The organism is Pseudomonas sp. Irchel s3a18, from assembly GCF_900187535.1.
Classification (GTDB): domain Bacteria; phylum Pseudomonadota; class Gammaproteobacteria; order Pseudomonadales; family Pseudomonadaceae; genus Aquipseudomonas.
On the sequence record NZ_FYDV01000004.1, the window covers coordinates 246,120 to 261,622 of the forward strand.

At 60.6% G+C, this 15,503-nt stretch carries 11 protein-coding genes and 2 tRNA genes; 9 read left to right on the forward strand and 4 right to left on the reverse strand.

Going from position 1 to position 15,503, the window contains the following annotated elements:
* The first annotated feature begins 20 nt into the window (after positions 1 to 20).
* The 7 genes from hfq (at position 21) to CKW29_RS08315 (ending at position 8,648) form a co-directional block, all read left to right on the forward strand.
* Positions 21 to 281, forward strand: coding sequence for an RNA chaperone Hfq (hfq, locus tag CKW29_RS08285; protein WP_010221594.1), 261 nt, complete (start codon positions 21 to 23; stop codon positions 279 to 281).
* A 12-nt stretch (positions 282 to 293) separates the two neighbouring features.
* Complete coding sequence (hflX, locus tag CKW29_RS08290) at positions 294 to 1,595, forward strand: ribosome rescue GTPase HflX (RefSeq protein WP_095144740.1); 1,302 nt, start codon at positions 294 to 296, stop codon at positions 1,593 to 1,595.
* A gap of 96 nt (positions 1,596 to 1,691) precedes the next feature.
* Complete coding sequence (hflK, locus tag CKW29_RS08295) at positions 1,692 to 2,858, forward strand: FtsH protease activity modulator HflK (protein WP_095144741.1); 1,167 nt, start codon at positions 1,692 to 1,694, stop codon at positions 2,856 to 2,858.
* Positions 2,858 to 3,727 carry a protease modulator HflC gene (gene hflC / locus CKW29_RS08300; RefSeq protein ID WP_095144742.1) on the forward strand — a complete coding sequence of 290 codons (870 nt, stop codon included), beginning with the start codon at positions 2,858 to 2,860 and terminating at the stop codon, positions 3,725 to 3,727. The genes hflK and hflC overlap by 1 nt, the downstream gene beginning before the upstream one ends.
* 306 nt (positions 3,728 to 4,033) lie before the next feature.
* A complete protein-coding gene (locus tag CKW29_RS08305; RefSeq protein WP_095144743.1) occupies positions 4,034 to 5,221 on the forward strand; it encodes an ATP phosphoribosyltransferase regulatory subunit in 1,188 nt (395 codons plus the stop codon).
* Positions 5,222 to 5,274: 53 nt separating this feature from the next.
* A complete protein-coding gene (locus tag CKW29_RS08310; RefSeq protein ID WP_095144744.1) occupies positions 5,275 to 6,564 on the forward strand; it encodes an adenylosuccinate synthase in 1,290 nt (429 codons plus the stop codon).
* A gap of 149 nt (positions 6,565 to 6,713) precedes the next feature.
* A complete protein-coding gene (locus CKW29_RS08315; protein ID WP_095148272.1) occupies positions 6,714 to 8,648 on the forward strand; it encodes a methyl-accepting chemotaxis protein in 1,935 nt (644 codons plus the stop codon).
* A gap of 58 nt (positions 8,649 to 8,706) precedes the next feature.
* On the opposite strand, the gene CKW29_RS08320 is transcribed toward CKW29_RS08315, so the two are convergent.
* From CKW29_RS08320 to CKW29_RS08335, 4 genes are all read right to left on the reverse strand, one after another.
* Positions 8,707 to 10,272, reverse strand: a complete 1,566-nt coding sequence (locus CKW29_RS08320; protein ID WP_095144746.1) for an iron ABC transporter permease — start codon at positions 10,270 to 10,272, stop codon at positions 8,707 to 8,709.
* On the reverse strand, positions 10,272 to 11,282 hold the full coding sequence (locus CKW29_RS08325) for an extracellular solute-binding protein (RefSeq protein ID WP_095144747.1): 1,011 nt from the start codon (positions 11,280 to 11,282) through the stop codon (positions 10,272 to 10,274). The genes CKW29_RS08320 and CKW29_RS08325 overlap by 1 nt, the downstream gene beginning before the upstream one ends.
* 216 nt (positions 11,283 to 11,498) lie before the next feature.
* Positions 11,499 to 11,585, reverse strand: a tRNA-Leu gene (locus CKW29_RS08330).
* 165 nt (positions 11,586 to 11,750) lie between these two features.
* Positions 11,751 to 11,837, reverse strand: a tRNA-Leu gene (locus CKW29_RS08335).
* A gap of 225 nt (positions 11,838 to 12,062) precedes the next feature.
* Between CKW29_RS08335 and rnr the strand changes: the two genes are divergently transcribed.
* On the forward strand, positions 12,063 to 14,690 hold the full coding sequence (gene rnr / locus CKW29_RS08340) for a ribonuclease R (protein ID WP_095144748.1): 2,628 nt from the start codon (positions 12,063 to 12,065) through the stop codon (positions 14,688 to 14,690).
* Positions 14,687 to 15,454, forward strand: coding sequence for a 23S rRNA (guanosine(2251)-2'-O)-methyltransferase RlmB (gene rlmB, locus CKW29_RS08345; RefSeq protein WP_095144749.1), 768 nt, complete (start codon positions 14,687 to 14,689; stop codon positions 15,452 to 15,454). The genes rnr and rlmB overlap by 4 nt, the downstream gene beginning before the upstream one ends.
* The last annotated feature ends 49 nt before the right edge of the window (positions 15,455 to 15,503 follow it).

The following is a 15,503-nucleotide window of genomic DNA, read 5'->3' on the forward strand; positions in this document are numbered from 1 at the left end:
TCCTTAAAGGAGTGCGGCACATGTCAAAAGGGCATTCGCTACAAGACCCTTACTTGAATACTTTGCGTAAAGAGAAGGTGGGGGTTTCCATCTATCTGGTCAACGGGATCAAACTGCAAGGCACGATCGAGTCCTTCGACCAGTTCGTCATCCTGCTGAAAAACACCGTCAGCCAGATGGTTTACAAGCACGCTATCTCTACAGTGGTACCGGTTCGTCCAATTCGTCTGCCAAGCGCAACCGAATCCGAACAGGGTGACGCTGAGCCAGGTAACGCCTGATAGGAGTCTCCTTTGTTCTTTGAGCGCCACGGTGGTGGTGAACGGGCCATTCTCGTTCACTTGGATGGTCAGGACCCTGAGGCGCGCGAAGATCCGCAGGAGTTTCAGGAGTTGGCAATTTCGGCCGGCGCCGAGACCGTCGCGTTTGTTAACGTGCCGCGTCATCGGCCATCCGCCAAATACCTGATTGGCAGCGGCAAGGTCGAGGAGTTGCGCGACCAAGTCAAAGCCGAGCAGGTCGATCTGGTGATTTTCAATCACACCCTCACGCCTAGTCAGGAGCGTAACCTCGAACGTGTTTTCGAGTGTCGCGTGATTGACCGTACGGGACTGATCCTCGATATCTTCGCCCAACGCGCCCGCACCCATGAAGGCAAGCTCCAGGTCGAACTGGCCCAGCTTGATCACTTGAGTACGCGGCTGGTTCGCGGCTGGACTCACCTTGAACGGCAGAAGGGTGGTATCGGTCTGCGCGGCCCAGGTGAAACCCAGTTGGAAACCGACCGGCGTCTTCTGCGGGTTCGCGTGCGGCAGATCAAAGGCCGCCTGGAAAAGGTTCGCAGCCAGCGTGAGCAGGCTCGTCGCGGCCGCAAGCGTGCGGATATCCCCTCGGTGTCACTGGTTGGCTATACCAACGCCGGCAAATCGACGTTGTTCAACTCGGTGACCCAGTCCGACGTTTTCGCCGCCGACCAACTGTTCGCCACCCTCGACCCGACTTTGCGCCGGCTTGAGCTCAACGACCTTGGTCCGATTGTGCTGGCCGACACCGTGGGTTTCATTCGTCACTTGCCGCACAAGCTGGTTGAGGCATTTCGGGCTACGCTCGAAGAGTCGAGCAACTCGGACTTGCTGCTGCACGTGATCGACGCCCATGAACCTGAGCGCATGGCGCAGGTTGAACAGGTGATGGTGGTGCTGGGCGAGATCGGTGCGCAAGACTTGCCGATCCTGGAGGTATACAACAAACTCGATTTGCTCGAGGGCGTAGAGCCGCAGATCCAGCGCGATGCCGATGGCAAGCCGCAACGGGTCTGGTTGTCGGCGCGCGATGGCCAGGGTCTGGACCTGCTCAAGCAGGCAATCGCGGAACTGCTCGGCGATGATTTGTTCGTCGGCACCTTGCGCTTGCCACAGCGTTTTGCTCGACTGCGTGCACAGTTCTTCGAACTGGGCGCGGTACAGAAAGAAGAACACGACGAAGAAGGCATCAGTTTGCTGGCTGTTCGTTTGCCACGGGTCGAGCTCAATCGACTGGTGAGTCGCGAAGGTTTGCAGCCGCTGGAATTCATCGAGCAACACACTTTGCAATAAAAGCCTGAAAAAGCGGTTGTGCCGCGGTGGCAGGCATTCTGTAGCATTGGTCGGCGCGCCGTGGGTGCGTCTTTGCTTTATCAGATGGAGAGCGCTATGGCTTGGAATGAGCCGGGTGGCAACTCGAATAATCAGGATCCTTGGGGTGGTAAGCGCCGCAATAATGGCGACCGCAAGGGGCCACCGGATCTCGACGAGGCCTTCCGAAAGCTGCAGGAAAGCCTGAACGGGTTGTTCGGTAGTGGTAAAAAACGCAGTGACGACGGCGGTGGTTCGAGCAAGGGCGGCGGTTACGGCCTGCTCGGCATCGGCCTCGTGGTGCTGGCGGCCGTCTGGCTGTACAGCGCGGTCTACGTCGTCGACGAGCAGGAGCAGGCTGTGGTGCTGCGCTTCGGCAAGTACTACGAGACTGTCGGCCCGGGCCTGAACATTTACTTCCCGCCGATCGATAAAAAGTACATGGAAAACGTCACGCGTGAGCGTGCGTACACCAAGCAGGGTCAAATGCTGACTGAAGACGAAAACATCGTCGAAGTGCCGCTGACCGTGCAGTACAAGATCAGCAACCTGCAGGATTTCGTGCTGAACGTCGATCAGCCGGAAATCAGCCTGCAGCACGCGACCGAAAGTGCCTTGCGCCATGTGGTGGGTTCCACCGCGATGGACCAGGTGCTGACCGAAGGTCGTGAACTGATGGCCAGCGAGATCAAGGAGCGTCTGCAACGCTTCATGGATACCTATCGCACCGGTATCACCGTGACCCAGGTCAACGTACAGAGCGCAGCCGCACCGCGTGAAGTCCAGGAAGCCTTCGACGATGTGATCCGCGCTCGTGAAGATGAGCAGCGTTCGCGCAACCAGGCTGAAACCTACGCCAACGGTGTTGTACCGGAAGCTCGTGGTCAGGCCCAGCGCCTCATTGAAGATGCCAACGGTTACCGCGACGAAACGGTCTCACGCGCCAAGGGTGAGGCTGATCGCTTTACCAAACTGGTTGCCGAGTACCGCAAGGCTCCTGAAGTCACGCGTCAGCGTCTGTACCTGGACACCATGCAGGAAGTCTTCAGCAACACCAGCAAGGTTCTCGTGACCGGCAACAAGGACGGCCAGAGCAATCTGCTGTACTTGCCGCTGGACAAGATGATCGACAGTGGTCGCACCACTATCGCTCCGGCGACCAGTGCTGCAGCCAGCAGCAATGAAGCGAATACGCGTGCGGCAGCAGATCTGCAGCAACCGGCACGTACCAGGGAGAGTCGCTGATGAGCAATAAATCGCTGATCGCCCTTATTGTCGGCGTCGTCGTGGCGATCGCTGCCTGGAACTGCTTCTACATCGTGGCTCAGACCGAGCGTGCGGTGCTGCTGCAGTTCGGTCGCGTGGTTCAGACTGATGTTCAGCCAGGCCTGCATGTGAAAGTGCCTTACGTTAACCAGGTGCGTAAATTTGACGCACGCCTGATGACGCTGGATGCGCCGACACAACGTTTCCTGACGCTGGAAAAGAAAGCGGTCATGGTGGATGCCTACGCCAAGTGGCGCGTGAAAGATGCCGAGCGCTTCTACACCGCGACCTCCGGCCTCAAGCAGATTGCTGACGAGCGCTTGTCGCGTCGTCTGGAATCGGGCCTGCGTGACCAGTTTGGTAAACGCACCCTGCATGAGGTGGTTTCCGGTGAGCGTGATGCGCTGATGGCGGATATCACGGCTTCGCTGAACAAGATGGCGGAAAAAGAGCTGGGCATCGAAGTGGTCGATGTTCGGGTCAAAACCATCGATCTGCCGAAGGAAGTGAACCGCAGCGTGTTCGAGCGTATGAGCACCGAGCGTGAGCGTGAAGCGCGCGAGCACCGCGCCAAGGGTAACGAACTGGCAGAAGGCATTCGTGCCGATGCCGATCGTCAGCGCCGTGTACTGCTGGCTGAAGCCTATCGTGAATCTGAAGAGGTTCGCGGTGATGGTGATGCCCAGGCCGCTGCGATCTACTCCAAGGCCTACGGCCAGGACCAGGAGTTCTACGGTTTCTACCGTAGCCTGCGTGCCTACCGTGAAAGCTTCGCGAACAAAACCGACGTCATGGTTCTGGACCCAAGCAGCGACTTCTTCCGTTACCTGGAAAAAGCCAAACCTTGATCCAACACTGATCCTGAAGGAACCCCGCCGGGCGGCTAAAGCCTCTCGCGGGGTGATCCTTTGGGAAAACGTGTGTATGATGCGGCAGCCGGGAAATTCCCGGCTTTTTTGCGTCTGCACGTTTGATTGCGTGCAATCGGGTTGAACAACTCGACAGGTTTTTCGAGGAAAGTGTTTGGCGAGGCCGGATTCAGGCCGATCGCCGCGTCGTTCATGGGCGCGACTTATGCGAATGGGTCAGACATTTTCTGCTTCACTCAAGGTCGGCCCGAGGGCTGGCCGCCCGGATCATAGGGGAATGGCGTAATGGCAACGGTAGACCGCTGGCTGCTGCCAGATGGCATCGAAGAAGTACTGCCACCAGAAGCGGCGCGCATTGAAGTGGCGCGTCGTCAGGTGTTGGATCTGTTCCAGAGCTGGGGTTACGAGTTTGTCGTGACTCCCCATATCGAGTACCTGGAATCCCTGCTGACCGGCGCGGGCCAGGACCTGGATCTGCGCACCTTCAAGGTCATCGACCCGCAGTCGGGCCGCCAGATGGGCTTCCGTGCCGACATCACGCCGCAAGTGGCGCGCATCGATGCGCACACCTTGCGTCATGAAGGCCCGAGCCGCCTGTGCTACGCCGGCAGCGTGCTGCATGCGCAGCCGCGTGCCTTGTCGTCCTCGCGCAGCCCGATCCAGTTGGGCGCCGAGCTGTACGGCGATGCCAGTCCGAGCAGTGACGTTGAAGTCATCAGCCTGATGCTGGCGATGCTGCAGCTGGCCGACGTACCGGATGTGCACATGGACCTCGGTCATGTTGGCATCTATCGTGGTCTGGCGCGTGCGGCCGGTTTGTCCGGTGAAGTCGAGCAACAGTTGTTCGATGCCTTGCAGCGCAAGGCCGTCGATGAGGTCATTACCTTGACCGAAGGCCTGCCTGCCGAACTGTCGGGCATGCTGCGGGCGTTGGTCGACCTGTGTGGTGGCCGCGAAGTGCTGGACGCTGCCCGCGAGCGCCTGGCCAATGCGCCGGCACCAGTGCTGGCGGCGCTGGACGATTTGCTGGCGATTGCCGAGCGTCTGTCCCTGCGTTTCCCGGAGCTGCCGCTGTACTTCGACCTGGGCGAGTTGCGCGGTTATCACTACCACACCGGTGTAGTGTTCGCGGTGTTCGTGCCGGGCGTGGGGCAGTCTATCGCCCAGGGCGGTCGTTACGACGACATCGGCGCCGACTTCGGTCGTGCCCGTCCGGCAACCGGCTTCTCTACCGATTTGAAAACCCTGGTGACCCTGGGGCGTGCTGAAATCGAGCTACCGTCTGGCGGTATCTGGATGCCTGACAGTACGGATGCAGCACTCTGGCAGCAGGTTTGCCAGTTGCGCAGTGAGGGTCAGCGTGTCGTCCAGGCTTTGCCTGGGCAACCATTGGCCGCCGCCCGTGATGCGGACTGCGACCGGCAATTGATTCAGCAGAACGGGCTTTGGCAAGTATTGCCGTTGGCCTCTTGAGTTTTCCTGCCGGCGTTGCCGGCACCAAGTTTGCGCGAATGAGGACAAGTGTTATGGGTAAGAATGTCGTAGTCCTGGGCACCCAATGGGGTGATGAGGGCAAAGGCAAGATCGTTGATCTGCTGACCGAACATGCTGCCGCCGTAGTGCGCTACCAGGGTGGCCACAACGCTGGCCACACGCTGGTGATCGACGGTGAGAAAACCGTCTTGCACCTGATCCCGTCGGGCGTGCTGCGCGAAGGCGTGCAGTGCCTGATCGGCAACGGCGTGGTGGTTGCACCTGACGCCCTGCTGCGCGAGATCACCAAGCTGGAAGAGAAAGGCGTACCGGTGCGCGAGCGCCTGCGTATCAGCCCGTCCTGCCCGCTGATCCTGTCCTTCCACGTGGCGCTGGACCAGGCCCGTGAAAAGGCCCGTGGCGAGCTGAAGATCGGTACTACCGGTCGCGGCATCGGCCCAGCCTACGAAGACAAGGTTGCGCGTCGTGGCCTGCGTGTGGGCGACCTGCTCAACATGCCGCGCTTTGAAGACAAACTGCGTGAACTGGTGGATTACCACAACTTCATGCTGGTGGGTTACTACAAAGAGCCAGCCATCGAGTTCGACAAGACCCTGGCCGAGTGCAAGGAATACGCTGAGCTGCTCAAGCCGCTGATGCTGGATGTGACTGCCGAGCTGCACGACCTGCGTCGCGCCGGCAAAGACATCATGTTCGAAGGCGCCCAGGGTTCGTTGCTGGACATCGACCACGGCACCTACCCGTACGTGACCAGCTCTAACACCACCGCTGGCGGCGTTGCTACCGGTTCGGGTGTTGGCCCTATGTTCCTGGACTACATCCTGGGCATCACCAAGGCTTACACCACGCGTGTAGGTTCGGGTCCATTCCCGACTGAGCTGTTCGACGAAGTCGGTGCGCACCTGGCTAAACAAGGTCACGAGTTCGGCGCGACTACCGGCCGTGCTCGTCGTTGTGGCTGGTTCGACGCTGTTATCCTGCGTCGCGCTATCGATGTGAACAGCATCTCGGGCATCTGCCTGACCAAGCTGGACGTACTCGACGGTCTGGAAACCATCAGCATCTGCGTCGGCTACAAAGATGCAGAAGGTAAGGACATTGCCCCGACTGACGCTGACAGCTACGTGGGCCTGCAGCCTGTGTACGAAGAAGTGCCGGGCTGGACCGAGTCGACCGTGGGTGCCAAAACCCTGGAAGAGCTGCCAGCTAACGCTCGTGCTTACATCAAGCGCGTTGAAGAGCTGATCGGCGCACCGATCGACATTATTTCGACGGGCCCGGACCGCAACGAAACCATCGTTTTGCGTCACCCGTTCGCTTAATAAGTCGTTGATGTAAAAAACAAAGGGCCCTTGATAGGGCCCTTTGTCGTTTCTGCCTGCCGGACGGCATGACCTTTGCTGTGAAGTCCATTAAGCGCACCGCTTTCAGCGTGCCATCATATTAATGGCGTCAAGCAGGGGGATTTTAAGTGTCGGCCGTTCTCTCACTGTTACAAAGCCGGTTGTTGCGGCCGGTGTTCGTTACCCTTGGTATCGCTCTTTTGGTGCAAGTCCTGGTGGCTGTTGCGCTGACCCGGAGCACCGTGACGGCATTGGAGGCGGATCTGGGGGCTCGCCTGGGCGCGGATAGTCAGAAGCTGTCTGGCGAACTCGAGCAGGCCGGACGTGAGGTCACCTCAAGTCTCGACAGCCTGTCCACCAGCACTCGCCAGCGCCTGACGAGCGGCTTGTCCTCGCGGCTCGAGGACGAGCAGGCGCAGTTGCGCGCCACCCTGGAAAAGGACCTGAAGGATTCGGCCAATGACATGGCTCAGCTCCTGGCCTCGGTTGCGCCGCGCGCCATGTGGGACAGCGACGTTCCGACCCTGTCGGAGTTTGCCCGGCGTGCCCAGCGCAATCCTAGCGTGTTGTTCGTGGTCTACGACGATGCCACCGGCCAGCACCTGACGCGGTATCTGAACCGGGAAAACCCGATCAACAAGGCCCTTTTGGAAAAGGGCCAAGGTGAGCGGGCGCTGGACAAAGTCCTGGACGCGGCGAAAAACGATCCTTCGGTTTACTACGTCGAAGCCTCGATCAATCCCAATGGCGTGGAAATCGGCAAGGTGCTGATGGGCGTCTCCACGGCTTCGGTGGAAAGTAACCTGGCCGCCCTCGACAAGCGCTTCTCGGCGTTGATAGCCAGCAGCGACCAGTTGGTTGGCGACAGCCTCAAGGGGGCGGCGGCCGACAGTGCCACGGCCATGCGTTCGCGCCTGCAGTCGGCGCAAGCCACCGCCGGCGAGATGAAGGCCAATACCACCAGTACCGTGCAAGAAGCCGCTGCGACCTTGCGCTGGCGGATCGGCATGGCGCTGGCGCTGGTCGGTTGTGGTGTCTTGCTGCTGCTGGCAGTGGTGCTCGGGCGGCGCGTGGTCAATCGTTTGAAGCTGTTGATTGCCGCCATGGACGACCTGGCGGCGGGAGAGGGGGACCTGACCAAGCGAGTGAGGATCAGCAGCAAGGACGAAATCGGCGACATGGCATCGGCGGTCAACCGCTTTGTGGATAAGTTGCAGCCCATCGTGCGTGAGGCCGGTGATGTGGCTCAGCGCACGGGCGTTGAAATCGGCGCCATGACGCAGCGCAATGCCGGTGCGGACGCGGCGGCGGCCTCCCAGCGTGATGAAGTGGCAGAGAGCCTGCGGGCACTGTCGCAAATGGCGGATGAGGCGCAGGCCGAAAGCCAGGCCATGCAGGCGGCCTTGCAGCAGGTGGTGGACATCCGCCAGGCGACGGACGAAAACACCCGGACCTCGGCGCAGGTCGGCAGCCTGATCGAGGCGTTGGCCGGGCAGGTCGACACCGGGGCCAAGGTCATCGAGCGGCTGGCGCAACAGAGCGAGCAGATCGAGGTGGTGCTGGAGGTGATCCACGGGATTGCCGAGCAGACCAACCTGTTGGCGCTGAACGCCGCCATCGAAGCGGCGCGTGCCGGTGAAACCGGGCGCGGATTCGCGGTGGTAGCGGACGAGGTGCGGGCCTTGGCCAGCAAGACGCAAAGCTCGACCGGCGACATCCAGGCACACATTGGCGCCTTGCAGCAGGGCGCTCGTGAGGCCGTGGCGGCGATTGGGCAGGCGGGGCGTCAGGCCAGCGAGGGGCTGCTGGTATTGCGCGACAGCGCGCGTTTGCAGCAGTCGGTGCAAGTGTCCGTCGAGCAGGTCCATGCGGCCATCGGCCTGGCAACTCAGGCAGCGGCTCATCAGGCCCAGGGGGCGCAAGCGGTGCGGGGGCGGGTCGAGACCATTCATGCGCAGGCCGAGAAAGCGGCTCAGGCGGTGCTAGAGACCACGGTCAGCGGCAAGGTGCTGGACGGCCTGGCCGCCCAGTTGAAAGCGAGCCTGGGGCAGTTCAGGGCGTAATGGGTTGTCAGGGCTGACGTCATCGCGGGCGGCGCTCCGCTTGCCCGCGATGGCGGTCTTAGCGGCTCAAATACATCCGCGTCGTCAGTAGATATACGGGGAGCCCTGACACCAGGATCAACAACGCCGCATAAGGCGCCGCGGCGGCAAACTCGACATTTGCGGTGTGTGCCCATACTTCTGTGGCCAAGGTGTTGAGTCCGGTCGGGCTCAACAGCAAGGTCGCCGTCAGTTCCTTCATCGCATCCAGAAACACCAGGGCAAAGGCTGCGCCCAGCGCCGGAAAGATGATCGGCAGCGTCACCCGCACGAACGCGGTCAATGAGGATGCGCCGAGGGTTCTTGCCGCTTCCTCCAGCTGAGGGGCTGCCTTGTTCAGTGCCGTGCGTATCGGCGCCTGAGCCAGGGGCAGGAACAGCAACGCATAGGCAATCAGCAATAATCCCGAGGTCTGATACAGCGCCGGCACATAGTGCAAGGCGAAGTACACCAGCGTCAGCGCGATCACCAGGCCAGGCAGTGCATGCAGCAGATACGGCAGGCGCTCGGCCCACAGCGCCAGGCGACCCTTGTAGCGAACCACCAGCAGGCCCAAGGGCACCGCCAGCACCAGGCACAGCGCTGCGCCACCCAGGGACAGTGCCAGCGACGACAGCAAGGCTTCGCTGATCGCGGCCACCGGGAACGCTGCGGATGAGCCGTCAGCCAGCCAGTACGCCAGCATGCCCAATGGGACCCCGCTGCCGATAACCGCCAGTAACAAGCAATAGAGCTGCCCGCCGACAGCCCAGCCGCCCAGTCGCACTTGCTCGGCATGCCGGGCCGCGCCCTGGCCGATCCGCACGTGCCGGCCTTTGCCGCGTACCCGCAACTCCAGCCACAACAACATCAGGCACAGCGCCAGCAGTACCGCTGACAGCATCGCTGCGTTGGCGTTGCTGAACTCCAGTTCGAACTGTTGGTAGATTGCCGTGGTGAAGGTTTGCAGGCCGATGATCGACAGTGCGCCGAACTCCACCAGCATGTGCAGGGCAATCAGCAGCGAGCCGGCCAGCAGGGATGGCCAAAGCAGCGGCAAGGTGATCTTGAAAAATACCCCCCAGCGGTTCAGTCCCAGGGTGCGAGCCGACTCTTCCAGTGACGGGTCGAGATTGCGCAACGTGGCCGCCACCGGCAGGAACACCAGCGGGTACTTGGACAGGGTCATCACCAGGATCGCCCCGCCCAGTCCTTCGAAGCTCGCGCTCAGGGAAACCCAGGTGAAGCTGCTGACAAATGCCGGAACCGCGAATGGCAGGCACAGGATCACCCCCCACAAGCGCCGGCCGCGCAAGTTGCTGCGCTCCAGTAGCCAGGCCAGCGACAGGCCGATGATGGCGCAGGCCATCGTCACGCCGATCATCAACAGCAGCGTGTTGCGCAGCAGGCCAAACACGTAGGGGCGCCATAACAAATGCACCGCCTCTGCCCAGCCGGCCTGCCAGGCCTTAAGGCCGACATACAGCAAGGGCAGCAGGCTCAGGCAGACCAGCAGCAGAACCGGCAGCAACAACCCGATCGATGGTCGTTTGCGCCGGGGCACATAGCCTGCGCGGGTAGCAGGGGCGGGCAGCGACAGACTCATCAGTTCAAGCCAACTTCACGTTCCAGCTCCAGGGCTTCTTCGGCGTTACCCAGGTCGGCTGGGGTGACCTTTGGCGCTTGCAGTTCGCTGAACGGCTTGAGCCCGCGATTCGATTCCATGCCAGTGTGCAGTGGGTACTCGGCGGTGGTCTGGGTGATCACGCGCTGGCCTTCTTCGCTGGCCATGAATGCCAGCAGTTGCTGGGCTTGCTCCGGATGTTTGCTGGACTTGAGTACCGCTGCGCTGGAGACGGTTATCAGGCCACCGACATCGCCGCCGGTGAAGTAATGCAGTTTTGAGTCGAGCTGGCCTTTTTCCCGTTGCAGGGCAAACCAGTAGTAGTTGTTTACCAGTACGGTGGCGACTTCACCGTTTTCCACCGCCTTCAAGGCCACCATGTTGTTGCTGTAGGTCTTGCCGAACGCGCGCAGGCCGGTCAGCCATTCTTCGGCGGCGTCCATTCCGTGCATCTTGATGATTGCGACCGCTTGTTCCTGGAACGCACCGCTGGTGGGGACGAAGCCGAGCTTGCCTTGCCACTGCGGGTCGGAGAATTCCATGACCGATTTGGGCAGGTCTTTTTCGTCGATCAGTTTCGGATTGTAGGCAACCACCCGAACCCGGGCCGTGACACCGATCCAGGTGCCATTTCTGGCAACGTATTCCTTGGGCAGAACGGCAAGGGTGGCGTCGTTGGTCTTGGCCAGCAGGCCTTGTTCGCCCAGTTTGTTCAGGGGTGGGGATTCTTCGGTGTAGATCACATCGGCCGGCGAGCGATCACCTTCTTCGACGATCTGGCTGGCGAGCTGGTTGCTGCTGCCTTTGCGTACGTTGACGTGAATGCCGGTCTTGGCTTCGAAGGCTTTGGCGACAGCGTCACCGACTTCCTTGTGCTGGCCGTTGTACAGCGTCAGGGAAACCGGGTCGGCGGCCTGGGTGAGCGGGGAGGTCAGGGTCAGCCCCAGCAGGGTGATGGTCAGGCCGCGGCGCAGGGTATTTCGAAGCATCATTCGCAGGGTTCCTCACTGTCGCATTGCAAAATCTTGCAACAATGATAAGCGATATTGTTTCTCAAGTGCGTCTTGCGGGGGAGGGTGAGGGTTTGCTAATGGGCTTGTGCTGAACTCTGTGGAGAGGAGGTGCCTAGAGTTTTCAGATGCCAGAAACGCAAAAACCCGCTTTCGCGGGTTTCTGTGAAATTCAAGATCGTGACCTTGAATTTGAATTGGTGCCCAGAAGAAGACTCGAACTTCCACGACCTTGCGGTCACCAGCACCTGAAGCTGGCGTGTCTACCAATTTCACCATCTGGGCAGTATCAGCAACGTTGCCGCTGTTGATGTGGCGCACTATACGGAGCGCCGTTTGATCTGTAAACCCCTGATTTAATAAAATTAAATCAAACGCTTAGAATGCAAAAACCCGCTTTCGCGGGTTTTTGTGTGAGCCTTGAAATTGAACTAATCTCAAGCTCTGAATTGGTGCCCAGAAGAAGACTCGAACTTCCACGACCTTGCGGTCACCAGCACCTGAAGCTGGCGTGTCTACCAATTTCACCATCTGGGCAGTATCGGCAACGTTGTGCGTCGTCGATGGCGCGCACTATACGGAGCGTCCATTTAACTGTAAACCCCTGATTTCAAAAAAACCTGGAAAATTTCGCGAATGGTGCTCGGCGGTATTATTCCGGAGCCCGGAAGGGGCTTTTAGAGGCTTCTAGAGCCTGAAATTTCCCGTTTCAATACGCGTATGCCAAACTAACCCGCATATAGACAAGGTGAAAACTCTCTAATGGCCGATTGGCAGTCCCTCGATCCCGAGGCCGCTCGTGAAGCGGAAAAATATGAAAACCCTATTCCTAGCCGCGAACTGATCCTTCAGCACCTTGCTGATCGAGGCTCGCCTGCTAACCGCGAGCAACTGGTCGAAGAGTTTGGTCTGACCACAGAAGACCAGATCGAAGCCCTGCGCCGCCGCCTGCGCGCCATGGAGCGCGACGCTCAACTGATCTACACCCGTCGCGGCACTTACGCGCCGGTGGACAAGCTCGACCTGATCCTGGGCCGCATCAGCGGCCACCGTGACGGCTTCGGCTTCCTGGTGCCGGACGACGGCAGTGACGACCTGTTCATGAGCCCGGCGCAGATGCGCCTGGTGTTCGATGGCGACCGTGCCCTGGCGCGGGTTTCCGGCCTGGACCGTCGTGGTCGCCGCGAAGGCATGATCGTCGAAGTGGTGTCCCGTGCCCACGAGACGATCGTCGGTCGTTACTTCGAAGAGGGCGGTATCGGCTTCGTCGTTGCCGACAATCCGAAGATCCAGCAGGAAGTGCTGGTCACCCCGGGCCGTAACGCCAATGCCAAGATCGGCCAATTCGTTGAAGTGAAGATCACTCACTGGCCGACGCCACGCTTCCAGCCGCAGGGCGATGTGGTGGAAGTCGTAGGTAACTACATGGCGCCGGGCATGGAGATTGACGTCGCCCTGCGCACCTACGACATTCCTCACGTCTGGCCTGACGCGGTGCTCAAGGAAGCTGCCAAGCTCAAGCCGGAAGTCGAAGAAAAAGACAAAGAGAAGCGCATCGACCTGCGCCATCTGCCGTTCGTCACCATCGACGGCGAAGATGCCCGCGACTTCGACGACGCGGTGTACTGCGAAGCCAAGCCGGGCAAGCTGCGCCTGTTCTCCGGCGGCTGGAAGTTGTACGTGGCGATCGCCGACGTTTCCAGCTACGTGAAGATCGGCTCGGCGCTGGATGCCGAGTCCCAGGTCCGTGGCAACTCGGTGTACTTCCCCGAGCGCGTGGTGCCGATGCTGCCTGAGCAACTGTCCAATGGCCTGTGCTCGCTGAATCCGCATGTCGATCGTCTGGCCATGGTTTGCGAGATGACCATCTCCAAGTCTGGCGAAATGACCGACTACTGCTTCTACGAAGCGGTGATTCACTCCCACGCCCGCCTGACCTACAACAAGGTCAGCGCGATGCTGGAACAGCCGAAATCCACCGAGGCCCGTCAGCTGCGTGGCGAATACACCGACGTCGTGCCGCACCTCAAGCAGCTCTACTCGCTGTACAAGGTATTGCTGGCTGCCCGTCACGTGCGTGGCGCGATCGATTTCGAGACCCAGGAAACCCGGATCATCTTCGGTACCGAGCGCAAGATCGCCGAAATCCGTCCGACGGTTCGCAACGATGCGCACAAGCTGATCGAGGAATGCATGCTGGCGGCCAACGTGGCCACCGCTGAATTCCTGAAAAAGCACGAAATTCCTGCGCTGTATCGCGTTCACGATGGTCCGCCGCCGGAGCGTCTGGAAAAACTGCGCGCCTTCCTGGGTGAGCTCGGCCTGTCCCTGCACAAAGGCAAGGACGGCCCGTCGCCGAAGGACTATCAGGCATTGCTGGCCGGTATCAAGGATCGTCCGGATTTCCACCTGATCCAGACCGTCATGCTGCGCTCGTTGAGCCAGGCGGTGTACAGCGCGGATAACCAGGGTCACTTCGGCCTGAATTACGAAGCCTATACCCACTTCACCTCGCCGATTCGTCGTTACCCGGACCTGCTCACGCACCGGGCGATTCGCAGCGTTATCCACTCCAAAATGGATACCCCGCACGTCAAGCGTGCCGGTGCGATGAGCATCCCGAAAGCGCGTATCTATCCATACGACGAAGCGACGCTGGAGCAGTTGGGCGAGCAGTGCTCGATGAGCGAGCGCCGTGCCGACGAAGCCACTCGCGACGTGGTGAACTGGCTCAAGTGCGAGTTCATGAAGGATCGCGTGGGCGAGTCGTTCCCGGGTGTGATCACCGCCGTGACCGGTTTCGGCCTGTTCGTCGAGCTGACCGACATCTACGTCGAAGGCCTGGTCCACGTGACCGCCTTGCCGGGCGACTACTACCACTTCGACCCTGTCCATCACCGCCTGGCCGGTGAGCGCACCGGTCGCAGCTTCCGCCTCGGCGATACCGTCGAAGTGCGTGTGATGCGGGTTGACCTGGACGAGCGCAAGATCGACTTCGAGATGGCTGAAAAAACCATCAGCGCACCGATTGGTCGCAAGAAGCGTGGTACAGAGACCACGGCGCCGGCGGCCAAGACTGCTGCAGAACCTGCTCCGGCAAAAGCCGGTCGCCGTCCTGCGAAGGAAAAGGCGGTCGAAGCCTATCGCCCAAGCGATGCCGCGGCGAAAAACGCCGAAGTGCGCAAAAGTCGTGAAATGAAGCAAGCATTGCTGGCCGAAGCGAAAAGCGGCGGTAAAGCGGCGTCTGGGGGAAAGACCGGACGGTCGGCGCCTGAAAAGGCCTCCGGCGGCAAGCCAGCCAAACCGAGTAAACACCGTAAAGGTCCGCCAAAAGCGGGCTCGGCCCCAGCCAAAAGTGGCGGGGCGCGTAAACCTAAGGCCAAGTCATGAGTCAGTTGGAAAAAATCTACGGCGTGCATGCTGTAGAAGCGTTGCTGCGTCATCACCCCAAGCGCGTCAAGCAGATCTGGCTGGCCGAAGGTCGCGGTGATCCGCGGGTGCAGACCCTGATCGAACTGGCCAACGAAAACCGTGTCCAGGTCGGCCAGGCCGAGCGCCGCGAAATGGATGCCTGGGTCGAGGGCGTGCACCAGGGCGTGGTGGCGGAGGTGAGTCCGAGCCAGGTCTGGGGCGAGGCGATGCTCGATGAGCTGCTGGATCGCACCGAAGGCGCACCACTGTTGCTGGTGCTGGACGGCGTGACCGACCCGCACAACCTCGGCGCCTGCCTTCGCTCTGCCGATGCGGCGGGTGCACTGGCAGTGATCGTGCCAAAGGACAAGTCCGCCACCTTGACCCCGGTTGTACGAAAAGTCGCATGCGGTGCCGCGGAAGTGATTCCGTTGGTCGCCGTGACCAACCTGGCGCGTACCCTGGAGAAGCTCCAGCAGCGTGGTCTGTGGGTTGTCGGTACGGCGGGGGAGGCTGAGGTCAGCCTGTATGACCAGGACCTGACCGGCCCGACCATCCTGATCATGGGTGCCGAGGGCAAGGGCATGCGCCGCCTGACTCGCGAGCATTGCGACTATCTGGTGAATCTGCCGATGGCCGGTAGCGTCAGTAGCCTCAACGTGTCCGTGGCGACTGGCGTGTGCCTGTTCGAGGCGCAGCGCCAGCGCAGTGTCAAAGCCAAGGCTGCCACCAAAAAGCCTTGATTAGCGCACGACCTACTGTAGGAGCGAGCTTGCTCGCGAAGAACTCAAG